Raw genomic sequence first — 22,744 nt, forward strand, 5'->3', positions numbered from 1 at the left:
CGACGACGAACCGCCCGCACCGCTGCCCGACGACGAACCGCCCGCGCCGCTGCCCGACGACGGATCCCCCGCGCCGCTGCCCGATGATGAACCACCCGCACCGCTGCCCGATGATGAATCCCCCGCGCCGCTGCCCGTGGAGCCTGAAGCCCCATTGCCAGCCGGTGGCGTCGTACTGCCTGCACCCTCCGGAATGGCGCTGTGCTTCAGCTGCCACTGCACTCTGCCATCCTTCTCCACGACCTGCGTGTCCGGGGTATATACCGTAAAGCCCCGATTCAGGCTGGCAAACGAGAAATAGCCGTGCGATGTGCCCGCCGGTGCCGACGCCAGAGTCAGGTCATTCGTTAGCGGTACCGTCTGGTCAAACAGGTAAGACATATCCAAAATATTGGATCCGCCCATCGCCTGATTCAGTATATCGATGCGGTCACTGGTGTTATCCGACGTATTGACCCCCAGACCAATGCGCAGGCTGCTGGCATCCAGGCTATTTACCGTCACTGTCTTCGGTGTCCAGTGATCCGTGTCCGTCACCAGGGAAAGCACCCCATTGCGGCTTTGCAATACATCAAGAGAGGAATCTTTCGTCATATTCCATATGCCACCCCGGGACAGCTGCACATGGGTACCTGAGTAGCCGGTAATATCACCGTTAAAGGTAGCATTCACAATATTCAGCTGGCTGTTCCCACTCAGCGTGGCGCTGCCATTAAATACGCCCCGCGCCGCCGGGTTACCGGCCGCGGATATCCCCTCGCTCAGGCGAAAATCTGTTCCCGCGCCCTCTTTTTGATCGATAAACACCCGATCGTCACCCAGCGTGACGACCGAGTTACTGGCCTCAATGGCGGTATTCAGGGTGGCGTTACGGCCTAAACCAAAATCGGTATTCTTCAGCACCAGACGACCAAAGGTGAACGTTCTATTTTCCCAATCCTCTTGGTCAAACGCGGTGGGCTGCGTCCGCACGGACGTATCACCGGCGGCGGCCAGCTTATCTGCGATAGCCCGATCGTTATACGCATGAATGACCGGATGCCCCTGTAATGTCAGGCGTCCGTTTTCCTGAGTGAAGCTCCCGGATATCTCTGCCGAGCCATCCAGCACCAGCTTACCGGTACTGCCTGTCGCGACGACATTGCTCAGGTTCAAATTCCCTTTCAGCTGACCGTGATACAGATACCCCTGCGCATTCTCTCTGTCTGCCACCTGTTTTTGGGCATCAGCCAGATTATTGCCTAAGTATTCCCAGGTATCGCTGCTGCGCTGATCCGTCGGGAAATAACCGTAGGCGTTGGTTTTCAGGATGAAATAGTCGGTAGTATTCGCATAAGGGTTGCGGTATTCATAAAGGCCTCCAACCGTTCCCTGGCGAGAGCCGGACCAGCTATTCAGCGCCACCTTTTCCGGCGACAGGGTAAAGTCCATGGTCACCGTGGCACGAGCGGCGGCATTATTCGCCAGCACGGCGCCATAGTCCGCCGCCTGCAGACGATGGAAGGTAAGACTATTGCCATTAATATCCAGCGTACCGCCGTGATACCCCCAGGAAATATTATCCGGATTCACCTGCCGGTGATCGGACAGCACCACGGTGGGACGACCGCTGGCAATATTCACGCTGTCAAAGGCCTGAACTCGACCGTCTTTATCCGTCTGCTGCTGCAGAACAACGGTACCCTCTCCCACCTTCAGCCCACCCTCATTGACGCCCGCACCCTGTATAACCAGCGTCCCCTCACCGATCTTATGCAGATTATCGCCCTGCACACCGTTGACCTGCCACTGTACGGAGGCATCCTTGTCCACGATGATCCCGGCCCCGTGCCAGGTGCTCCCGGTGGATGAGGTTACCCGATAGTCATCGCGGAATGTCAGGGAACCGGCGCCCTGTGACACGCTGTTTTTCAGATCAATCAGCCCCCCCGGTCCCAGAAATACCAGATTCTTACCCGAGTTCAGATCGGCGCCCTGCTGCCCGTGCATGGAATATGCCGTGGCGCCCTGCGTTAGGGCACCGATCCCCCGGCTGCTGTCAAATGTCCAGGCGAGCTCGCGCCCGACCGCAGCGTCAAACCTGACCGGGGCGTCACGGTCGTCAGAAAAAACCTGTGAAACAAAATCGCCGGGTATCAATTTCTCGATCGACGTCACGCCGCCACCGTTGGCCGCGTGCACCGCGACCAGCACCCATTTTTTATTAGCCGCATCCCAGCCAAACACGGGGGAACCGCTATCTCCGGGGCGGGGACGGCTGGCCATTACGCCATAATCATTGATATTCCCCCCCATATTCACCTGAATTCCGCTCAGGCCACCGTGAGAATAATATGCTGCGGGTAATAGCCCCCCGGTAAGGTAATTGTATGCTCCGCTTATTTCAGTAAGGGTGCCCTCGTCATCCTGAATATATTGAGTCCCTGACCCCACGCGGTAAAATACGGTGAAACGTGAAGGGTCAAGTATTTCTTCCTGTGAGGCACCGCTGACGGCGCTGGGAACGACTTCGGTAACCAGCTTATCGAGTCGTGGCGCGTGAAAATCGATAGTGTCATGCTCGTTGCGGTCCACGATATTGTAGTGATTATCGCCATCACCAAAGCTGACGGTCTGATATCCAGAGTTATGCTTCACGCTTACGATATATTGAGGGTTAATCAGTGTGGCAACCCCGATGCCCGAGTCCACCGAACTGAAGTCCAGCATCGGCGCCTTATTCAGCGTCGCAACCTGCTCACCTTTTTTATTATAGATGGGGATATCGACGGCGCCGGGGTTAAAGGCGCCTTTATTTTCCGCAAAATCACGGTATTGCTGATAGCCAATATTCGAACTAACAATAGAGGCCTCCACCAGGCTGCTAGATCCCAGCAGAGATAATAATAGCGCCGCGTTTCGGGGCGATTTTCCGACGATCTGACAGACGCATTTTCGGGCAAACTCAGGAACGGCGATAAATCCACGGGCAGCGGTGCTATAGCGGAGAGAGTAGACTCGGTTCATACTATGTATCCATAAAATAACGTCAATCAAATCATCAGGCGTAATTCACCGTGAGCGCCAGACTGATTGTCAACGCACCGCGATGCGCGGAGCGCAGATTAAGGTCAACCCGCGCGGGAATACCCCACGCATATGCCCAGAAATAAAACCAATTGAGACCAACAAAGCCCTGACAAATACGCGTACCGTCAGTCAGTCGTTTCAGGCGTTAACCCGCTTTCACAAGGTCGCGCTGGCGGCGTAGCGCGATAGCGCCCATAGCGTCAAGCCACTTATCCCACCAGCACAGTACCGCTTCAGGCATTACCCTCTTTGGCACACCGAATCCCCGTATCTCGACCTCCGCCTGTTTCAGGGAAACCGCGGCCCGCGGCGTGGTATAGCGTGACGTTTTCATGCCAGATGGTCTTGTTTTTGCTCCAGATAGCCTTGTTTTTTATAAGGGAAAGAAAGAGCGCGAGCCTCACTTTACACCGCTATTGAGCCGCGGGGGAGAGCTGAACATAAGATTCAGACTAAATCCATTTCCAGGCCTCGCGGCGGCACAAACACCGCGCTTTACTGAACAACCGCAATTAAGGCGGCCTGTTATTTATCCCGGAATAAAGTTGAGATCACATCCTCCATTAACCCGGTCCCTGACAGGCATAATATTTGAAGGCGATTGATGCCCGTTACCTCCAGCAAACGGGCTCGATGAAAATAACTCATCCATTTCCCGGGTTTAAGGCTGTCTGCGCCATACATCATTCTCAGATACAGATCGGCCATCGCCTCTCGCTGACCGCGGGTGAGCGTCACTGACGGAGCCTCGGACGGCGTCATCTCGCCACCGGTTAAGGCCATCAGCAGGATCCAACGCAGATGATACAGGCTGGTATAGCCGCTATAGACCGGACCGACATCCTTCAGCAGGCGGATCCCCCTGAGCCGCTCCGGCACCAGGATCACCATGCGCCCCTCTGCCTGCCGCCGCGCCGCGCGTATCCACGGCAGATAGCGGCCCCAGCCGGCAAGGGGGACCGCGCTCAGGGCCACCACCGTCATGTCATAGCCGCCCCGCCGCAGCGGTTCACCCTCTGCGCACAGGGTCACGCAGCATCCCAGCTCCGTGAGAAAAGACTCCAGCCCGGCGAGCTCATAGCCGCAGACACCTGTCACCAGCACTTTTTTTACCCTGCCTGAGCAGACAGCGTTATCCCGATAAACCTGCCGCATACCTCACCTGTACATATCGTAGCCAGAACCCACAGAGGCCGAATCGAATGCCGCGCACGGACGCACGTATCGGCTTTCCGCCGACATAGACGCCGCGGACGCCAGGCGCCCCACTCCGCGCCGGACCAACCGCGATCCCCGCGGGCCAATGTCCGGGGCGCGCGCTAATACCGCCCGCTGAGCCGCTACGGATAGCGGCGCCCAGGGGCCCCTCTCTTACTGATACTCAATACTCACCGCCAGAGAGACTCGCCAGCGGGCGGGCGCGGCGCCGGTCAGACGAAGCTCACCGCTGCCGGGGACGACCTGTGCGCCGTAAACCCCCTCCAACTGGTGCAGATTGGCATCACTGAAGCGACTCAGACCGGCTGTCTCGCTGACGCTGATGTCCTGCAGCCAGCGCGGGCCCTCCGCGCCAAACATGGCCTGCAGCGTCCCCGGTATCTGCGCCGCCGGCATCATCGCCGCCTGCGCAGGCAGGCCATTTCCCTGCCGGTCCTCATACAGCCCGACATACGTGGCGTTTCCGCGCTCCGCTCGCCGCATTACCGCCGCGGCCTGCATTTGGAAGGTAAAGCTGCCGACACGGAGGCCCGCCTCCCCGATGACCGGAAGCGTCACGCTCGCCGTCCCCGGCGCACCCCACGCCAGCCTGACGTCCTCCTGCGCTTTCCCGTAGGTCACCCGGGGGGAGAGCCCCTCGCGTCCGGCCGGGACGATCCGGGTGGTTTTCCCCAGCAGCAGCGTCACCGCGGAAAGGGAGAGCGGAACGGCCGTCTCCCCGCGCCGCGCCCGCGACGAGAGCGTCACATCCAGCCCCTCGACCCCCTCCCCAATTTTCCAGACCCAGGGGTTACGCGTATTGGTCACCGTCCCCCCCAGCCTTAGCTCACCGCTGAACGGGTCCCCCGGCGTACTCCAGGCCAGCACACAGGATGGCGCCAGGCTGGCGGCCAACAACAGAAGGATTGTTTTCGTCATCGTTCCCCCGCGTCTTCGCGTCAGAAATCACTGAACCGTCACCGTCACATTCAGCCCCGCCTGCCAGCGGGCGGGGAGCCCTTCAGCCGACAGGCGCAGTTCAATATCAGAGACCGCCGAGGCATAGGCTGCGGCCAGATCCATGGTTCGTCCGTCAGCCAGAACGCCCTGGCTGACAACCTGCCGGTTATCGCTCGCGCTCATCCCGTTGCCAAAGCCCCGGTTCATCAATAGCAGCGTTGCAAGACGGCTCGTTAATCCCTGCGGCAGCGTGCCGGGCTGCACGTCCGCCACGCTCTGGCCACTGACGAGGGTCATTCCGAAAGGAATGGCGACCCCCTCTTCCTGGCGACCGGCGCTGACGGCCATTCCCTGATCAAGGGTAAAGAACAGCGCACCGGCCACATGGCCGCTCTCCGGATCACGCACCGGCACAGAGGCGCGAAAATGCTGTACAGCCGTTCCCCCGCCCCCGTTCACTGAAAGCGGCTGGCCCGCGCTGCTGAAGGTAATAAAAGGGGTAAAACCGGGGCCGCCCCGCCCGGCCACCTCATGAAGATGTCCCTCAAGGAAAGGCAGGGCTCCCCTATCGCGGAAATCGAAGACAAGCGCCCCGTTCTCTCTGCGTGCATCGGCGATATCCACCGACCAGCGCTGTTCAGCGGAGCCCACCTGCCAGGTCCATTTAGGGGCTTCGTCGGTGACATAGCCATTAAACTGAATTTCACCACCGTCAAGGATCTCTGCATCGGGCGCGACGGAATAAAACAGGGCCAGCGACATCAGCGCAAAAATAAGGGGATTAGAGTGATTCTTTATTCTCATCGCGGCGCCCTCTATTTCATCCGCCTACTAAAAACACCGTATCAACATCAGCAAAAAAAGAGAAAGTCCGGCATAACGGCGCAGGGCATCCCAACAGCGCAGAGCGCCAGTGCCAGAATACCGGACCCGGATTACCGTTCGCCAAAAGACCCGGCGAGCAGATTTATTTTACTCCGCGTGGATCGTTAACCATTTAGGCCGAACACGCGGGCGTATTACTGATAGGAGACAGTAATGGGCATCGATGCCGACCAAACAATAGCGTCAGAGGCCAGCGGTTTATCAAGCGTGATGCGCATGCTCTCATTAGGCATAATGCCGGCGCTATAGAATCCACTATACGCAAGCTCGGGTTTAGAGAAGGTTTTGGTGACTACGTTGTAATATACGCTCACGCCGAAGTCGTCAAAGTGAGCAACGGATTCAGGGTCAAGGGTTTTTGCCAGTGAGTGCGGGGCGTCGGATACGGCGGTATCAGTGGTGCCCAAGCCGCCAAAGAAGGCATCGCCGGCCGCTTTTGACATAAGAGAGGATTTATAGCCCTCGTCTTTGACCGCATCGTACTGTGCGGCTTCAGCCACCGCGGTAAACGGCGCGGTGAACTGGCCAAGGTGCTTTCCGTCGACATCTTTGACAGCTAACGTCAGCGTTGATTTACCCTGATCGAATGCGCCGATATCGACGGCGTTATTATAATCGATTTGAGGACTAATCCCCGGCGCCCCCGGGAAGGATTTACCCACGGGATCGGCCACGCGAATCCCTAATACGGGAATAGACGTCGGCAGTGCAAAGTTAATCACCTTCTGACCTTTATCGACGTCAACATCAAGGCCTTTCGCCGCGGAGCTAACGTTAACATCCCATGGCGTAATAACATCTTTCGGCGTCAGGGTACCACCAAATTCCATCATCCCGCCCGAACCATTCTGAACCCACGCCGCCATTGCAGAACCCGATACTGCCGCAGAGGCCGCGACCGCCAGTGCAATAAGTGTTTTTTTCATAGAAACAAGCTCCGTTCAATATTCAAAGAAATATATCCATTAATTCGGCAAGTCCTTTATTTCCCGGTCTTACCGCAAAGCCATCCCCCGCTACCTTATTCAGGTCGCCGTGCTTATTTCTCCGTTCTCTATTTACAGAGTTTTCTCAGAATGGCTTTACGTTATTCCCATAAAAAGGGCGTTCCCTGGTGCGCGCGCCTTCCGCGCCTTGTTTAGCGGGCGTTCATGCCCTCCACGTCCAGCGGTATCTGCAGAGGGCCCCGATAGTTCGCCGGCACCTCCAGCTCCACCGGCGCATCGCTTCTCAGCGCTACCTGTCTGCTCGCGTCCGGTACGCGGATAATCACATCCTCCCCCCGCTGGCTGGCCGTGATGGCCGCTTTCTGCCCATCCACCATCAGGCTGACCTTCAGGGTAAGCCGCGCATCCCGCCCATCCGCCAGCGGCTGTTTTACCCTGATGTGTACCTGACCACCGGAGGCAGGGCGGCTTTCCGCATGCGGGATCAGCAGCGCCTCCGGCAACGGATCGCCGCGCTGCGCCAGAAACAGGACCGGCTCTGCCAGCGTACGGGTGACTTTCACCACGCTGTTGCCCGCCACCTGCCCATTCACCGCCCCCAGATACTGGATTTTCTCACGGTAATCCGCCGCCACTACCGGCAGGGATGCGATGAGGATCGCGGCCATCAGTGCTGTCTTCATCATGCCTCCCCTTGACTCCATCGTGGTTGATGGATGATTACCCTTGGTCGGTTTCTGCGGCGGCCGGCGTGTCAGCCCCCTTTTTTACCTCTGGCGTCTGTTGGTTGACGCGCCAGGACTGCAGCTCTCCGTAATCATTCAGGGAGTCCACCTTCACCACCGCCCCCTTTATCAGCACCTCATCCCCGGGCATAAACATCAGCAGCTTCTGAGCGATGTCGCTGTCCACCGCCATCTTTTTGTCATTGGCATCCCGCAGACCACCAATGGCGTAAATGTAGGGCGTGGTATTCACCAGCAGCGTTCTGCCGTCTGGACGGGTCTGCAGACGAATACCCGTCTCTGCGCCCCGGCGGCCTTTAATCAGCGCCGCCGGGCGGTAGAACAGCTTCAGCTTGGTGCGCAGGGCAATGGCAATCCCGCTGCCCTCCAGCGCCGGCGGAATATCCTGCAGGTTCAGCCAGTACACGGACTCCCTGTCCTTTGGCAGATGGTCCGACGCCATGATGATGCGCAGCGTTTGCTGCCCCTGCGCTTTCACCTTAAAGAAGGAGGGCGTCACCACAAAGGTCGGCCGCGTGTCCTTCTCCACGATGTTGTCCACCCAGGCCTGACCACCAAAGGTGCGCGTCCTGTCGTTATTGGTCACCGTGATGGTCAGCGCATCCTTATCCCCGCGAAAGATATAGCGGGTCTGGTCCGTCGCCAGGGAGGCCTGCGCACTCTGACCGGTCATCATCAGGGCCAGGGTCATCCCCATCGCCTTGGTCACGCGGTGGCTAAAAAACGTCGTTACTGCACTCGGCTCACTCACACACAATCTCCTGTAGTCTCTCTGTCTCCCGCAGCGTCGCCGCCGGTATCCGGCACTGTCCCAGGGTGATATCCCCCGGCGCATCCACCGCGTTAATCATCAGCACACCGTTGTTGGCCACAAAGCCCAGCGGGGTGTTTTTAGCGTCCCGCGCCCAGGTCCCCCCCGGAACGAACTCGCCGTTACGCTGCTTCACCTGCAGCAAATAGCGGCGCACCTTCAGGGCATCAAACGGCATCCATACCACGGCCTGATCCGTCGCGACCACCTTCTGGCTGGTCGTACTCAGCTCGGTGTTGAGCGGCAGGGTGCCCGCATCGATGGTCACCGTGCTCCAGTCATAGCTGTTCAGGGGCACCACCAGGTTGCCGTCGCGGTTGGTCTCCCCGCCGCCGGACATCACTCTTACGCCGGGCGTGTCCCTCACATTCACTACCGCTACCGTGTCGCTGCTGGTCCGGCTGACGATGACATCCCACGCGGCCGGCACCGCCAGAACGGAGCCACTGGCAGCAACGGAGCCGCTGGTTCCAGAGCCGGCGGCGTGGTTCAGCGTCCCGCTCAGGTATGCCCTGTCACCGCTGTATGACGCGCTCAGGTAACCGCTGGCGCCGCCGTCGCTGCTCCGCCCCCCGCCAAATCCATAGTTCAAGCGCTCATTCAACGACCCCGACATCCCGGCGCTGAATCCGACGCCGCTATCTTTACCGGTGCTTACCGACATACTGCTGCTGTAGCGTCGCTCAAACAGGGTGAAGGGCACGGACACCGACGCAGAGGCCGACCAGCTGTTCTCCCCCCCTGCGTTCCTGGCACCGGACACCCCCAGATTCAGGCTGACCGCCTGTAGCTGCGTGCTTATCGAGCCCGTCACGCCGCTCTCTTTACCGCGCGCATCACGGTCGTGGGCACTGCCGGTGACGTCTCCCGGGTAATAGCCCCGTAGCCATCCCGACACCGACAGGCTGAACACGCCCCCCATCGTCTGACTGATACCCGCGCTCCATTCATCCTTTATCCTGCGCCCCTGATGGGACTGCGCCCACGGCACCGTCGGATCAAAGGAGGACATATCCTCATACTCTCCGCTCTGCCGTGACCAGCTCCCCCGCAGCCCGGTGTTCGTCGTGTCCAGCTGCTTACTCCAGGCCAGTTTCACCTTATGGCCACGGTGGCTGCCGTCCCGGTATCTCCCCGCGGTATACGCGCCCTCGGCCGATACCGCCCCCAGATAGCCCAGCCCGACGACCACGCCGGCGCTGGCGCCCTGCCAACGCGGGTTGAACACCCCGCCCGTCCGCAGGGTCAGGCCGTCCAGGCCGTAGCCGTAAGAGGCCGCGAACACCCCGCCCTGCATGTCGCTATCATCGTCCGGCATCCCCGCCGCCACGCTGAACTCGTGCTGCCCCGGACTCAGCTGCCCGGCGATCACCGACAGCGGAAAAACCTGTATCTGTTCTCGGCCGTCATCTCCGGTCACCTTCATCGTTACGTCACCGCTGGTATACAGCGGCATATCCGTGATAGAGAACGGTCCGCTCGGAACCACCTCTGAATACAGCAGTCGTCCGCTCTGCGTCAGGGTCACCCTGGACGGGCCGTTGGCAATCCCGCTGAACACCGGCGTATACCCCAGGTTGCCCGGTCTCATGCTGTTGTTGCGCGACAGGGCGATCCCGTAAGTTCCGGTGCTACCGAGCAGGCTGTCGCCGGTCGATGTCTTTCCGACCGCCAGATCCGCGCTCAGAGCCCGAAGGGCGCGGGTCGCCGTGAACATATTTATCGCGGCGCTGCCATCGCCGCCGTCGACGCGGCTGGCCACGGCCGATGAGCTGACCACCCAGCGCCCCACGTTGGCCTTCAGATCGGCCGCGCCAAACCCCGAGGTATTGCTCCGCCCGGTATTGGCGTTCACGTTATAATTCACACGGAATGCGCCGGTACCATAGTCCCACTCGACGCTCTCCGGCATCTTCACCAGCCCTCTCTGGGGGATAGCCAGCGCCAGGCTCTGGGTCGAGACATCAAAATCCACCGTTACGGACGGTGCCTTTGCCAGCGCATAGCACTGACGCGCCGCGTCATAGCCGTCCCGAAAGTAGTCCGGGCTGACATACACCCCGGCGGTAGTCAGCCACGCGGACGTCAGGCACAGGGCATCGCGATCCTGTGGCGTCACGTCCAGTATCTGTTTCCCCACCTCTTTTCCGTTCAGGGTCAGATCCACCAGATAGCGCCCCGGCACATAGTGACTGTTCAGCGCCGCCCAGACCTCCGGGTTTACGCCAGCGCCGCCCTGAATAAAGGACATATCCAGCCGATCCCCGGCGCTACCGCTGCCCGGCGCTACCGCAACCGCAACCGCCAGGGCCAGCGCCGTCCGGCAACGCAGAGGGGAGTGTTGTAATGACGCCTGCCTCAGATCCATTCTGTCGCTCCGCCCTCTGTTACTGGTATGTCACCACGAAAGTCAGCGCACCGCGGTACTCCCCGGCCGTCACCTCCGCCGGGATGAGCGGCTGCGCCCGAAAGCGGAACTGGCCTCGAACCGCAAAATCCACCGGATAGCTCACCGCATGGTGAGCCAGCGTCAGGCGCTCACGGTAGTTAGCCTGCGCATCCACCGCCCGAACATCGATGCGGATCCCGTCGCCGGCGCCGCGGGTGACGACGCCCGCCGCATCCAGTTGCCCCGGGTTACCGAAGTCCAGCGTCGCCATCTCTCCGGCCAGAAAGGCTGAGCAGCCTTGCACCGTGGCGCCGGTCTCGTACAGCCGCACGCTGAAATCACGCGGAGGCACCGCGGCGGCAGAGGACTTACGGTATACGTCGAATGTCAGCCGACCGCTGCCGCTGCCGTCGACATCCACCACCACATGACAGGCCGAGGCCACGACCTCGGCACTGAACAGGGTTCGCTGAACGGCGGCGTAAGAAAGCCCGTTCCCCGCCCATAGCAGGAAAATAAATAAACTTATTTTATTCATTTAAAATCTACTCCAGTCTGTATATAAAACCGGAATTTATTTATCGCCGCGGTAATAGAACGCCAACTGCCCAACCAGCTGATTAGTATGAAATAGACGCCCCATACATGTGCTCAGATACCCCGCATTAACCCCGTATCGCTCGCACACCGCTTTGCGCGAATCCCCGCCGACAAGGTGATCGCGCAGTGCGTTAATAGCCTTAGGGCTATGAATGGGTGAAATATCGATTAATAGATCAAACCACTCATCAGTTAGCGCACCGGCGACCAGCATCTGTTTTCTGGCGCAGGCTGCATCGTTCTTATGGAAATAAGCACCGTTCTCACAAGCTGTCATCCTCTCCTCCTCTCGCGCCTCTTGTGCTTACGACTTAAATAAAAGAGAAATTTCCAGCCCTCGATTTATGAGGCGTATTTTATTCAGAATCTAATTCTGTTCAAGATCTTTAACGCTGTCTTTTCATCCAAAATACGCCACATATGTAGCACACAACACCACAATAATGGCGATAGTTAAAAATAAAAAACTAAAATAATCAAAAATACCAACCAAAAAGATCAAAAAACAACAAAAAAACAGTTTTTTTGTTTTTTTATATCATAAAAATAACGTTTTGATATTTGGATTTATACTGAACGCAATTAAAAATCAAATAGTTAGCAAGTAAAGACATTAAAATATCAAAGAATCTGTTGGAAAAATGTAAATAATAAACAAAAGTCCTAAAGCGTCGCATGAAAATAAAACACGGCGCATCTAAAGCCAATCAAGACGAATATCAAGCCAAAAGTGAAAACCCAGATTATATTATCCACAAACATATAGAACTGAAAAATATCGGTGATTCTTATAAAAAGAAATTGGCATATGAAAAGTGCCCCGTGAATATTCACTGCAAAAGGCCACGCCAGCGTAGCAAAGGAGACCCAGGGCGGTGAAAAACGGCTGATGAATCGACGGAATTCGTACGGAAGAGATGAGAAAAGGAGAGAGCAATGACCAGAGACGCACTACCCCGAGGGATCGCGGCATCATGAGCGGTTATTTCTGACGATGCCTCCGCTTGGGCGCCGCAGGCTTTCGACCATCGCCGCGGTATTGATCTTCCCCCGGAAGAGCAATACCGCGATACAAATTTATCTCGCACGGACGCGCCCCGTCGGACAACGCCGTCGCCGGTGAGATCTCGGCACCCGGTATATCGCCACGGTTAATATGGATGGAAAGACGCTCACGGGCGCGGGCTTACGCTCATCGTCGGCCAGAATAGCCTGAGCGCGAACCACGGCTTTCGCCATCGGCGATCTGTCCCTGATCCGCACCCGCGGCCCCACCGCACAGCCCGGCGCGACAACCCAGGCTCACCCCGCGTGGGCGGCCATCCCGCCGGCGACCAACGCGTACTCGGCCCCCCCGAACGGCGACCAAAAGCGCGCGGTAGCGTTGGCGAAGCCAAGCCGCGCGCCGCCGGTAACCGTGGCCAGCCCGCGGGATACCTGCCGACGACGATCGCGCCAGCGCACCGTTCGCCCGGGCTCCCTGCCGGCTCAGCGGCAACCCAACGCTGCACCTAGCCCCCTGCGCCGCCGGCAACCACCTTGCTATCGAATGCCGGTTTAACCGCCCCGACGGCATCACGGATGATCACGCCGGCCACCCACGGATTCAGAGCGACGACGACGGCGCCAATCAGGGAGCGGAGTCGAACAACGCTGCGCTGCGGCGATCCGGCGCACGGCGCGATAAAACGCGCCCTGAGCAGCCCCATCGCCGACCAAATGCTCGGGATAACCTTGGCGCAGGATGACAACACCATGTCCGTTGGGAACCGATAAGACATGATGGAGGCATCCGGGGAGCAAGAGAGTGCTCGCGGGCATATTATCCCCCCTTATCGCAGGACGCGCTCCCCCTCTCGCCCGCCCCCGACGCACCGCTCGACGCCCTCACGGCGTGACGCGCATAGAGCGCCACCAGATGTACCGCTAAATCCTGTATTACCATGGCATCCATCAGATGATCCTGGGCATGTACGGTGATTAAGTTCACGGGGAATTTACCGCGCCCTTCATCCAGACCGATCAGCTGGGTCTGCAGCGCGTGGGCGCATTGAATATGCTGCTTGGCCTCCGCCAGCGCCTGCTCGACCGCGCTCCCGTTCCCCTCACGCGCCTGCTGTAGCGCCCCCATCAGCAGACTGCGCGCCGTACCGGCGTTAACCAGTAGCTCCAGTATTATGCTTTCAGCCTTATCCATGGCTATGTCTCCAGAAACGTTAACGCCATCGCAAGTACGGCATCCCCATCCATCAAGCCATAATCTCGCATATCGATGACCACGACCCTTTTCCCCAGCGGCTGCGCGATGGCCTGTAGCGGGGCCTGCTGGTAGCGCACCTGAGGGCCAAGCAAAATAATATCCGCAGAGGCCATATTTTCCGTAAAGGCAGCAATAGGTACTGCACGAATTGAAATATCAACAGCGCGCTTCACCGCCGCCTGTTTCATTTTTTGCACCAGCAGGCTGGTTGACATCCCGGATGCGCAGCACAGTAGTATATTTTTCACGGAGATCCTCCGTATGCTTAACGGCCAACGCGCTCTTCATCAGGCGAATAAAGCCGCCATGGTTTACGCTGCCCCTAGCGATTCACAGAGGCGGCGATCATATGGATCGTATGTCGGTCACCGCGTAACACACGGGACGCCTCTAAGATATTAAGATAAGGCGCCACGCCCGAATAGCCAGCATCTCCGATGTGCTGTATATCAACGCCGGCTATTTTATTCATTAAAACAATATCTCTAATGGTAGAAACATCGGCACTCTCTTGACTCGTTCCAATAGCAGAGAGACTCAACGCCCCGCGTTGCCTAATCACCGTAGCCGCTTCCGCAACCATCGCCATGGAGATGCCGGGTACGGTACCCACGGCCGGTAGCAGAATGATATCCGCCCCCCTATCGATAAAAGCGTTAATCACCGCCAGGTTGATGACCTCTTCATCGACACCGGAGCCGTGCATTTTCCCGGCAATGATTAAACCGCGGTAACACGCCTTCGCCACGCCTATCGACTCGATGATGGTACGATTACTCACCCCAGCGCCTGGATTACCCGTCAGACAGATAAAATCAAATCCCATCTCGTCAGCCTTACATAACGTCTCACGCGTCGCCTGCCGACCAGCAGAGATGATGACCCTCTCCTCGGCCATTTTAGCCTCCGCATCGACAGGCTCTAGGTTAACGCCGATGGGCCGCCCCACCAGATGTTTCAGCTGTGCGATAGGCGCGCGATCGCGAGAGGGTAATCCTGCAATATCAGGATTAAAGAGATCGAATTGGTTTAACAAAATCAAATCAGCGCCGAATGCCCTCGCCACCTCACTATTGGTGATATCATGACCAACGGGGAAACGTGTGGCGATATTCTCTGAAAGCAGCGTGCGCCCCTCGCTGGCACGAATAGCTGACTTCAGCTCCGCGGAGGACATCTGCAGGAAGTCGCTAGCAAAACAGTTTAATAGCCTCTTATTCATAACCTGCTCCTTTCTCACTTTCATACTGACAGTGTTGTCTATCCACGAAAATAAAAAATGGATAATAGATTACGGTTGATAAAATAATACCGACCAACTGAATCACTGCACCGCTAATATGTCCCCCCGTAGCGAAATACCCACTCACCAAGGGGGGCATGGTCCATGGCATCGTCACCCCTATCGGCTTATCTACCCAGCCATATAGCATGCTGATATACGTCACCACCGCAATCGCCACGGGTGACAATAGAAAAGGGATCGCCATTTTCAGGTTAAGCACAATGGGCAGACCAAAGATAAGCGGTTCGTTGATGTTAAAGATCCCCGGTAGCATCGCGAGGGAGCCTAATGTTTTACTCTGTCGACTGCGCGAGAAAAACAGTAGGCATATCACCAGTCCTATCGTCGCGCCGCCGCCCCCCATCCAAACAAAATTATCCATAAATGGCTGAGTAATGATGTTGGGTAACTCCAGTCCACTCGCCACAGCCAGTCGATTTTGGTCGGTATTAATCAGCCAGATAGGGGCCATCACGGCATTGATTGTGCCGCCGGGATGAATGCCAATTAACCAAAACAGCGAGTTGAGTACGATGGCAATCAGGGTTCCTAACAGTGTTCCCCCCAGAAAACGCAGGGGGCCATGCAGAACGGTGGCCAATACCTGATGAATATTGCCCTGATTCACCTTAAGCAGCACAAGCTGAATCCCTCCCGCGATTAAGATCATTACTAATCCAGGAATAAGCGAGATAAATGAACGACTGACCGCCGGTGGAACGCCCTCTGGCATCCTGATAACGATATTTCTTTGTATAAAAAAGTGAAAAACGCTGGCCGTAGCAATACCGATCGCGATCGCCGCAAATATCCCCTGACTTCCCATATAGATCAGGGGATAGCTTGCCGCCCCGCCCCCCTCGCCCAACTCGGATAAATAGGGCGTAAGGATCAGGTAGCAGGAGAGTGAGATCACCCCAGAAGCAACGCCATCCTCCTGCCATGAGGCGGTCAGATGGTAAGCGATGCCGAAAGAGGCAATGAGGCCGATGATACCAAAAGAGCCATCGACGATTTTATCCAACCATGGAGAGATACCCTGTGCTTTTAATAAAGCGGTCCAACTGTCCACGGGGAAATGACCCATAATCAGAAACAGCGAGCCAATGATAATCAACGGCATACACAGTACGATGCCATCCCGCAGCGCGCGTAAATAACGGTTAGCGCTTAGCCTACCGGCTTCGCGCTCGATGGTCCTGATAATCATATAAGGTTATCCTTCCTTGGAATTATATATATTTTTATTTTGATTATTTACATCCTGTTGCCACCCAACCATGGCTCATAGCAGCTTACAGAATCGGAATATCCTACTTTGGGATAATCATGTAAATGGACGATATTCGATTTTGGGATAAAGATCGGATATTGACCATGTCATCAATTTATTCATATGAATATCAATTAATTATAAAATCCTTAAAAGCCAGAAGGATCGCACTAAAGATCACCCAAACACAGTTAGCTGAAGCGCTAGGAAAGCCACAATCATTTGTATCTAAAATAGAAAGCGGTGAACGTCGCCTCGATGTCATTGAGTTTGTGCATATCGCCCGTCAGCTATCCCTTGATCTTAATGAGGTCTTGGAGAAGATCCGCTAAAGGGATGACCCTATATTGAAAAGCGTAACAGAAACCATTAAGAATAACGGAAAGAATATCCAGGCGGTAACGGTCTTCCATGAGCTGTATCGCGCAGGTAAATCACGCATGAGCCCCCTAGACACCGCCCCCCAAATATGCCATTGATGATCATACGATATTCTGCCTATGGGCGTCCGGCCCATGGCGCTGCGGGCACTGCCGCGAGATGATAACCCATACGGCATCGTGAGGATCGTAGCGAGCCATCGTTCGATATATTGTGGAAATCGCACTGGCTATAGATCCCGTGATGAAGAGGCACAGCCTAGAGACGTAGGGATCCTCACCTTAACAACAGATAACATCGCAAAAAGGCTTCAGAGATAACGCCCGAATCAACGTTGTATACCCTTTGTTGTCATAGACACTGGTATTAATAGCTTACACGAGAAGAAAAGGAGCTTGCTATGTATCTGATTGATTATAACAGCTATCGTTCGGTAAAAGGCTTTAATCGTCGCGTTCGTTTCCTCGTCATGCATTACACGGCTATTGATTTTAAAGCGTCAATTGACGCGTTGACTGGGCCTTCCGTAAGTGCCCACTATCTGATCCCCGACCCTGCAGAAAAAACCTATATTGACGCCGGCTTTAAGGATCTGCGTATCTTCAACCTGGTTGATGAAAATGAGCGTGCCTGGCATGCAGGCGTCAGCTCATGGTCAGGACGTAGCAATCTGAATGACACAGCTATCGGCATAGAGACCGTCAATCTAGCCACTGAGAATAACAACATATTTATTTTCCCACCTTATAACCCACTGCAAATTGAAGCCATTAAATCGCTGGCGACTAATATCCTGCAGCGCTATCCCGATATTACGCCTACGAATGTTGTCGGACACAGTGATATTGCCCCGGGGAGGAAAAGCGATCCAGGGGCCGCTTTCCCATGGAAAGCGCTGTACGACGCAGGCATCGGCGCATGGTATGAAGAGTCGCTCATGCAGCACTATCTGGCGCAGTTCAGTCAATCTCAGCCAGCGAAAACCGATATCATCGCTAAGCTAAAGACATACGGATATGACACTGCTGCGGCAGGAACAGCAAAGGGATACCAAGATTTAATCCGTGCATTTCAGCTTCACTTTCGACAAAAAAATTATGATGGGGTCGCAGATGCTGAAACATCGGCCATCCTCTATGCGTTAGTGGAAAAATATTTCCCGGAAAAATAATGCAGCACGTAGCGTAATGTTAACTGCACATGCAAACTGACTTGCTCAAATAGAGGGGATATTCAATGGCTCGAAAGATAACAGGAAAATTACTTATTTTAGCCTGGCTATTTTCCTCTACGGCAAGTTTGGCGAGGCCAATACCAAGCGAAGAGATAGCCTCATTGATAAATCAGCGGTTGTCTTACATGAAAGACGTGGCTGGGTACAAAGCGGACCATCACCTGGCCATTGAAGATATGCCTCAGGAAGCCAAAGTATTAGCACACTCGATGACCGAGGCAGAAACGTTAGGATTGGATAGTGAGTCGGTAAAGCCCTTCATACAGGCGCAAATGGATGCGGCTAAAGCGATTCAATATCGCTATCGTGCTGACTGGCTATCTATGCCAGAAAAAGATTGGCGATCTGAGTCTCTGGAGCAGGTCAGAACCAAAATCAGTATCTTAAACACGAATATTCTTACCGATATCAGGACAAAGTTAACAGCGGGCGCGCCGTTGACTGACAAAGACGCTTTTATGAAAAGGCTTAATCAAACCAACTTAAGACACAGTGATAAAGAGCGCCTGTGGCGTTCATTAAAACAAATTACGTTGAAAAAATATCCCGACCCTGTAAATCATGCTATGTAACGGCCATCGTGTTCAAGGTGATCGCGCAGACGCTCACCTTGGCTCGATAATAAAACGCCCCCTCGCCAGCCGATAGCCCTAAACATTTTATGCAGCCAGTACCACCAGATCTCCTCTGCACACCGAATCATCTGCCGAGAACACCCTGCGTTTCTTGATGACCACACGGATAACGCAGCTCAGTTGCTCAACGGTATAGGGCGTGTAGAGAGCTTTGCGAATGTCGGGCGGATAGCCGACAGACCTGTCGAAATTCTCCCTGTAGATACGCCAGCCGTTGCAGATTGGCCAATATTTGTCATCCTCGGCCCGGCGAACGAACCGACAGCCATCACGGCGACGACGGCTGTCGGTGTCTAACGCCCGCCGGTGACAGCCTTACAGTCTCGCCAGCCCACGTATTTCTGGCAGTTACGCGCTATAGTGATGATATACCGCTAGGTAGGCATTGGCGGATTGGCGGATTGGTGGATTGGTGGATTGGCGGATTGGCGGATTGGCGGATTGGCGGATTGGCGGATTGGCGGATTGGCGGATTGGCGGATTGGCGGATTGGCGGATTGGCGCAGTTTATTGTATCAGGGAAGCCTTGCAAGCCGTTCACGCAGGCAATAGATGTCATAAAGGCCCCGATATTTAAACGCCTTTCACCAGCCACATCTCAGCACGGCTTTCTGGCCCCTGATGCATATACCCCGTGCCAGACCGATGATGATCTCTCATTTTACACTGCACTGATTTTTATCCTGGATCAGCCCGACTCAGGCGATCGTTCACCAAACGTGAAACGTTCAAAAATACATAAACATCAAACCAATTTACGCTGCAACTTTAACAATACATTTTCATTTTCGGGTGTGTTTTTATTTTTCATTTCACCAACGTCACCGTGACAATAATGTGAATAGAATGTAATACTTCCTTTCCCTTTAATAAAAACTATTGTCGTGATAAAATTATTCATATTACAAAAAAAGTAACCGTTCGTTACTTTATATAATCGAGTAGTCTATCCGTAATTGATAGTTAAACTCAACCCCGTATCGGTTGTCCCCCGTGAATTAAGAGACAGAGCAGATGAGTGACTTTGTATAAAATCTCATCGAGACATGGAGCAATTTTATACAAAGCGTAATAAATCGGGGATACCCATATCTGCAGCACTAAAAACAATAAATTTAGCTTAGCGAGCTTTTACATATGCTGAAAGGCTCTATTTGGTGTGGTTAAAATGCAAAAGGAAACACATTATGTTCAATTTCAATAAATCAGATATAAATGCCCTGAGCCTGATCATCGTCCCGCTCATTTTATCTGCTCTGGGTGCCTGGATTAATCCAGCAATCATCGGACCTGCCAGCATCGGGAGCTGCATTTTCTATATTTACGCCGACCGTAAGCAGCGCAAACAAGCCGGAGTGAACTCACCCTCATTCTGGTGGTGGCTGTTATCACCGGTCTATCTGTGGAAACGCGATACCCTGGACAGCCGAGCCAAGCATCCCCTGTTTCTGCTCTGGTGCGTATCCGTTGTCGTTATGGTGCTGATCAGCCTAGCGGCGGATGCGAAAGAATCTAACCAACTGGTGAAAACACGTACCTGCGAACTGGTGACCGAAATCATGCACGATAACCGCATTCAGGGATCCTGTGTTAAGACCATGGAGTTGAATCGCGTAGAAGGTACTGAGTTCTATCGCGGCACGGTATTGATCACTAACGGTAATGAGGTGCCCGTCACCACCAACATGCAGAAGGATGGGAACATCTACGTGCGTATCACCGATACATCTACTTTGCGCTAAACAATCACGATGGCTGAAGGAGAGCACACTTTCCGCCATCGTCCCCCATGCTATTTGATCCCCTGTGACGATGCAAACTGTTGACTATGAGCGAGCATATTGACAAATAATATAGAAAAATCACGTATATTCATTAATTACAGAGTGCCAGACACAAAGCCCACCTTTCGGTAGTTTGATGCGAAGGCCGGACTCGAATTTCATACCTAATAGACTGATATCAATATCTTTTATAAACTGGAATAAATAGTTATACCCGCACTTGTACCCACAAGTTAAAATCCGTACAAAAAATAGACATTGCGAGTGGGTATAAAGCCATATCAGTAGAACACTTACATAGCTTTGAGTGCAAGATCCAGGTAGGAAGAGCTGCTTTCCTCAAGGGCAACAACTGAACATAATCACCTGAGAAGTAGCTGGTGAGCTATGACCTAAAATGGAGTCATTAGCTAGGCCATATGTCAAACTTGGATGGATACTAGAATATGGAAAATAACAGAATAAACAAACGCTTTATAAAAATACGTGCTTGGTTTTTAACAATCCTTACACCTGCGTTCGCGTCAACTTCTATTGCGGCATTGTTTGTCTGGTCGCATCTTGCGCGTATTGGACAAACAGGACTTTTTTTTGACAGCATCTCTTTTTCATCATTGTTCAGTTATCTGATGGTCTTTGCTTGTATCAGCATGCTCCTTTTTTGCATTGTATTATTTATGCCCTCGCTACTGACGGGACTCTTTATTTCCAACTATCAGGGGGAAAGTAGTTTCCGGAATGAGCTGACAGAAAACAATATCAAAATCGTTCTTCTGACCTCGCTATTGTCAACAGTGATATTTTTTGGCTGTTTTTTCCTCATGCACAACGCTGGAAAAGAAGTTGCACAGAATGTGTCACTTCAGTTAAGTACTATTTGGCTTTGCAGCTTTATACTTTCCCTGTGGTTCAATGGCTCTATTACTTATAGACAGATAAGCACAGAGGGTAAGTGGAAGAAGATCAAAAAGGTTCTTTCTATGCATTTTTTACAACCAATGCTCTTCTCCCTTACAGCCTGTATATATATTTTTCCTCTTGAGCTATTTCTTCGTACGTTGGAGTTTCCGGACGGAACAAACGAGATCTGGCAGGCGTTGACTGTTATAGCGCTATCCATGTTCCTAATTATTTTCTCACTTATTCCCGGCGTTGTTTTCCTCAGGTTAAGAACCCGCACCAGCTTGTTACATCAAGTGACTGTTACGGGTGGAATCATGGCTGGAATACTATTCCTCATTTTTACGTTTGTGCATATGGTACCAGCTTTGATACTAACGATGTTCCTTAAAACATCAGGGATAATGGACCTGACACCTCATACTTATGGCGTACCGACTGCCGCATATCCTGCTGAATATTTTAGAGACTCGGCCTGGCAGGGTGTACGATCTTCAGATGAAAAATACTATTTACTTAAGGCAGTGAAAATTTATTCACTCGGAGATATACGCCTTATCTGTCCACTAAAAATCATTCAATCATACAAAGACAGTCTTCAATACCAACTATTGGATACCGCCTATGATGATAGCGTTCGTGGCAAACTTCAGGATGCAGTTTCTCATTGCCGTAGGGTAAAGAGTCAGGAACTGCTGACACTTGAAAAATTACCACAGGTGGAAACCAAAAAGTAAACTTGCAAGAAATGCGCAGCGATGTCCACTTAAGCAAAAAGTGGACATCCCATGGAGTTGGGAGGGTATTACCCATCAACGATATGGCTAACCGTGAAAAGAGAATAACAGGGATTTTATATCAAGTTTTTCCCATCAGGGAAACGCAGGCCAGAACTTTGCAAACTATCACCAATGAAAAATGGCACAACCCATAAACGCAGTGAGTTTTCCTTTTGATGGCTGAATTCATAGGGATGAGTTAACGGCTGACTAAAACCCTCATGTGAAGGATAAATCAGCAGCATATCCCCTATACCCTCCTGATAGTTCATACCGTAGGCCAACATCTGGTAAAGGTCAGCCTGCGACTGTTCGAGTGTCGCCTTTCCGCCCTCCACCATTTTCCATTTAACATCACAAATCATCGCCTGCTCCCCATACTCCCCACGAGGTTGTAGATAGATATCGGGCCTAAGCTTAAATACTCCTTTGCCATTGAGACGAACCAAGGTGTGCGAATCCACCTGTGCCTTCACATGCCAGTTATCGTTATAACAATGACGCATCCATGCAGTCACAAAAGATTCAAACACAGCTTCCATTGGGAAAAGCAGTGAAATTGCGTTGGCGTCACCCTGCATGCAGTGAGGAGACTGCCCCATCAAAATC

Annotated in this window: 23 protein-coding genes; 7 read left to right on the forward strand and 16 right to left on the reverse strand. The window is 53.9% G+C overall.

Annotated elements, in window-relative coordinates; all coding sequences use genetic code 11:
• From BRD58_RS15785 to BRD58_RS15835, 10 genes are all read right to left on the reverse strand, one after another.
• On the reverse strand, window positions 1-3,006 hold a 3,006-nt coding region (locus BRD58_RS15785; RefSeq protein WP_078057780.1), incomplete at its 3' end, for a S6 family peptidase.
• Between the two features lie 588 nt (window positions 3,007-3,594).
• Entirely contained in the window at window positions 3,595-4,173 is a 579-nt protein-coding gene (locus BRD58_RS15795) for a hypothetical protein (RefSeq protein WP_041692806.1), read from the reverse strand.
• Window positions 4,174-4,440: 267 nt separating this feature from the next.
• Window positions 4,441-5,205: a F4 family fimbrial subunit gene (locus tag BRD58_RS15800; RefSeq protein ID WP_069579343.1), complete on the reverse strand. Its 765-nt coding sequence runs from the start codon at window positions 5,203-5,205 to the stop codon at window positions 4,441-4,443.
• Between the two features lie 27 nt (window positions 5,206-5,232).
• A complete protein-coding gene (locus BRD58_RS15805; protein WP_069579344.1) occupies window positions 5,233-6,030 on the reverse strand; it encodes a F4 family fimbrial subunit in 798 nt (265 codons plus the stop codon).
• Between the two features lie 215 nt (window positions 6,031-6,245).
• Complete coding sequence (locus BRD58_RS15810) at window positions 6,246-7,037, reverse strand: F4 family fimbrial subunit (RefSeq protein ID WP_073383662.1); 792 nt, start codon at window positions 7,035-7,037, stop codon at window positions 6,246-6,248.
• Window positions 7,038-7,249: 212 nt separating this feature from the next.
• Window positions 7,250-7,744 (reverse strand): DUF5462 family protein, encoded by a 495-nt coding sequence (locus BRD58_RS15815; RefSeq protein WP_073383666.1) that lies wholly within the window; start codon window positions 7,742-7,744, stop codon window positions 7,250-7,252.
• 34 nt (window positions 7,745-7,778) lie between these two features.
• The gene (locus tag BRD58_RS15820) at window positions 7,779-8,555 is read right to left on the reverse strand and encodes a fimbria/pilus periplasmic chaperone (protein ID WP_073383671.1); all 777 of its coding nucleotides are present in this window, start codon (window positions 8,553-8,555) and stop codon (window positions 7,779-7,781) included.
• Window positions 8,548-10,983 (reverse strand): F4 (K88) fimbrial usher FaeD, encoded by a 2,436-nt coding sequence (gene faeD, locus BRD58_RS15825; RefSeq protein ID WP_073383675.1) that lies wholly within the window; start codon window positions 10,981-10,983, stop codon window positions 8,548-8,550. The genes BRD58_RS15820 and faeD overlap by 8 nt, the downstream gene beginning before the upstream one ends.
• A gap of 19 nt (window positions 10,984-11,002) precedes the next feature.
• The gene (locus BRD58_RS15830; RefSeq protein ID WP_015462341.1) at window positions 11,003-11,542 is read right to left on the reverse strand and encodes a fimbrial protein; all 540 of its coding nucleotides are present in this window, start codon (window positions 11,540-11,542) and stop codon (window positions 11,003-11,005) included.
• A 36-nt stretch (window positions 11,543-11,578) separates the two neighbouring features.
• Complete coding sequence (locus BRD58_RS15835; protein ID WP_034168699.1) at window positions 11,579-11,881, reverse strand: PapB/FocB family fimbrial expression transcriptional regulator; 303 nt, start codon at window positions 11,879-11,881, stop codon at window positions 11,579-11,581.
• Between the two features lie 398 nt (window positions 11,882-12,279).
• Here BRD58_RS15835 and BRD58_RS18005 point away from each other — a divergent pair, with 398 nt between their 5' ends.
• The gene (locus BRD58_RS18005; protein ID WP_133175651.1) at window positions 12,280-12,483 is read left to right on the forward strand and encodes a hypothetical protein; all 204 of its coding nucleotides are present in this window, start codon (window positions 12,280-12,282) and stop codon (window positions 12,481-12,483) included.
• A gap of 632 nt (window positions 12,484-13,115) precedes the next feature.
• Here the strand turns inward: BRD58_RS18005 and BRD58_RS15840 are convergent.
• The 5 genes from BRD58_RS15840 to BRD58_RS15860 form a co-directional block, all read right to left on the reverse strand.
• Window positions 13,116-13,385, reverse strand: a complete 270-nt coding sequence (locus BRD58_RS15840) for a hypothetical protein (protein ID WP_139263903.1) — start codon at window positions 13,383-13,385, stop codon at window positions 13,116-13,118.
• A 41-nt stretch (window positions 13,386-13,426) separates the two neighbouring features.
• Window positions 13,427-13,801, reverse strand: coding sequence for a PTS lactose/cellobiose transporter subunit IIA (locus BRD58_RS15845; RefSeq protein ID WP_015462343.1), 375 nt, complete (start codon window positions 13,799-13,801; stop codon window positions 13,427-13,429).
• Window positions 13,802-13,803: 2 nt separating this feature from the next.
• Window positions 13,804-14,112 (reverse strand): PTS sugar transporter subunit IIB, encoded by a 309-nt coding sequence (locus tag BRD58_RS15850; protein WP_015462344.1) that lies wholly within the window; start codon window positions 14,110-14,112, stop codon window positions 13,804-13,806.
• 74 nt (window positions 14,113-14,186) lie between these two features.
• The gene (locus BRD58_RS15855; RefSeq protein WP_034168695.1) at window positions 14,187-15,086 is read right to left on the reverse strand and encodes a DUF7916 family protein; all 900 of its coding nucleotides are present in this window, start codon (window positions 15,084-15,086) and stop codon (window positions 14,187-14,189) included.
• Complete coding sequence (locus tag BRD58_RS15860; RefSeq protein ID WP_073383685.1) at window positions 15,079-16,359, reverse strand: PTS sugar transporter subunit IIC; 1,281 nt, start codon at window positions 16,357-16,359, stop codon at window positions 15,079-15,081. The genes BRD58_RS15855 and BRD58_RS15860 overlap by 8 nt, the downstream gene beginning before the upstream one ends.
• A 125-nt stretch (window positions 16,360-16,484) precedes the next feature.
• Here BRD58_RS15860 and BRD58_RS15865 point away from each other — a divergent pair, with 125 nt between their 5' ends.
• The 6 genes from BRD58_RS15865 (at window position 16,485) to BRD58_RS15885 (ending at window position 22,093) form a co-directional block, all read left to right on the forward strand.
• A complete protein-coding gene (locus BRD58_RS15865) occupies window positions 16,485-16,754 on the forward strand; it encodes a helix-turn-helix domain-containing protein (protein ID WP_015462347.1) in 270 nt (89 codons plus the stop codon).
• 449 nt (window positions 16,755-17,203) lie between these two features.
• A complete protein-coding gene (locus BRD58_RS15870; RefSeq protein WP_034168693.1) occupies window positions 17,204-17,974 on the forward strand; it encodes an N-acetylmuramoyl-L-alanine amidase in 771 nt (256 codons plus the stop codon).
• Between the two features lie 65 nt (window positions 17,975-18,039).
• On the forward strand, window positions 18,040-18,609 hold the full coding sequence (locus BRD58_RS15875) for a chorismate mutase (protein WP_073383688.1): 570 nt from the start codon (window positions 18,040-18,042) through the stop codon (window positions 18,607-18,609).
• A gap of 467 nt (window positions 18,610-19,076) precedes the next feature.
• Window positions 19,077-19,502 (forward strand): hypothetical protein, encoded by a 426-nt coding sequence (locus BRD58_RS18010; RefSeq protein WP_162274053.1) that lies wholly within the window; start codon window positions 19,077-19,079, stop codon window positions 19,500-19,502.
• 357 nt (window positions 19,503-19,859) lie between these two features.
• Window positions 19,860-20,414, forward strand: coding sequence for a hypothetical protein (locus BRD58_RS15880; RefSeq protein WP_015462350.1), 555 nt, complete (start codon window positions 19,860-19,862; stop codon window positions 20,412-20,414).
• Window positions 20,415-20,902: 488 nt separating this feature from the next.
• Complete coding sequence (locus BRD58_RS15885; protein ID WP_073383692.1) at window positions 20,903-22,093, forward strand: hypothetical protein; 1,191 nt, start codon at window positions 20,903-20,905, stop codon at window positions 22,091-22,093.
• Window positions 22,094-22,209: 116 nt separating this feature from the next.
• On the opposite strand, the gene BRD58_RS15890 is transcribed toward BRD58_RS15885, so the two are convergent.
• A partial coding sequence (locus BRD58_RS15890; protein WP_408731671.1) for a 5-methylcytosine restriction system specificity protein McrC occupies window positions 22,210-22,744 on the reverse strand: 535 nt, incomplete at its 5' end.

Origin of the sequence: Edwardsiella piscicida (genome assembly GCF_001896205.1) — a bacterium.
GTDB classification, from domain to species: Bacteria; Pseudomonadota; Gammaproteobacteria; order Enterobacterales; family Enterobacteriaceae; genus Edwardsiella; species Edwardsiella piscicida.

Bases quoted from the DNA above. Each gene is read 5' to 3' on its own strand.
- BRD58_RS15875 (WP_073383688.1), top strand. From the start codon at position 18,040: ATGGCTCGAAAGATAACAGGAAAATTACTTATTTTAGCCTGGCTATTT.
- BRD58_RS18005 (WP_133175651.1), top strand. From the start codon at position 12,280: ATGAAAATAAAACACGGCGCATCTAAAGCCAATCAAGACGAATATCAA.
- BRD58_RS15805 (WP_069579344.1), bottom strand. From the start codon at position 6,030: ATGAGAATAAAGAATCACTCTAATCCCCTTATTTTTGCGCTGATGTCG.
- BRD58_RS15885 (WP_073383692.1), top strand. From the start codon at position 20,903: ATGGAAAATAACAGAATAAACAAACGCTTTATAAAAATACGTGCTTGG.
- BRD58_RS15845 (WP_015462343.1), bottom strand. From the start codon at position 13,801: ATGGATAAGGCTGAAAGCATAATACTGGAGCTACTGGTTAACGCCGGT.
- BRD58_RS15870 (WP_034168693.1), top strand. From the start codon at position 17,204: ATGTATCTGATTGATTATAACAGCTATCGTTCGGTAAAAGGCTTTAAT.
- BRD58_RS15810 (WP_073383662.1), bottom strand. From the start codon at position 7,037: ATGAAAAAAACACTTATTGCACTGGCGGTCGCGGCCTCTGCGGCAGTA.
- faeD (WP_073383675.1), bottom strand. From the start codon at position 10,983: ATGGATCTGAGGCAGGCGTCATTACAACACTCCCCTCTGCGTTGCCGG.
- BRD58_RS15830 (WP_015462341.1), bottom strand. From the start codon at position 11,542: ATGAATAAAATAAGTTTATTTATTTTCCTGCTATGGGCGGGGAACGGG.
- BRD58_RS15800 (WP_069579343.1), bottom strand. From the start codon at position 5,205: ATGACGAAAACAATCCTTCTGTTGTTGGCCGCCAGCCTGGCGCCATCC.
- BRD58_RS15855 (WP_034168695.1), bottom strand. From the start codon at position 15,086: ATGAATAAGAGGCTATTAAACTGTTTTGCTAGCGACTTCCTGCAGATG.
- BRD58_RS15815 (WP_073383666.1), bottom strand. From the start codon at position 7,744: ATGATGAAGACAGCACTGATGGCCGCGATCCTCATCGCATCCCTGCCG.
- BRD58_RS15840 (WP_139263903.1), bottom strand. From the start codon at position 13,385: ATGTCTTATCGGTTCCCAACGGACATGGTGTTGTCATCCTGCGCCAAG.
- BRD58_RS15880 (WP_015462350.1), top strand. From the start codon at position 19,860: ATGTTCAATTTCAATAAATCAGATATAAATGCCCTGAGCCTGATCATC.
- BRD58_RS15860 (WP_073383685.1), bottom strand. From the start codon at position 16,359: ATGATTATCAGGACCATCGAGCGCGAAGCCGGTAGGCTAAGCGCTAAC.
- BRD58_RS15835 (WP_034168699.1), bottom strand. From the start codon at position 11,881: ATGACAGCTTGTGAGAACGGTGCTTATTTCCATAAGAACGATGCAGCC.
- BRD58_RS15865 (WP_015462347.1), top strand. From the start codon at position 16,485: ATGGACGATATTCGATTTTGGGATAAAGATCGGATATTGACCATGTCA.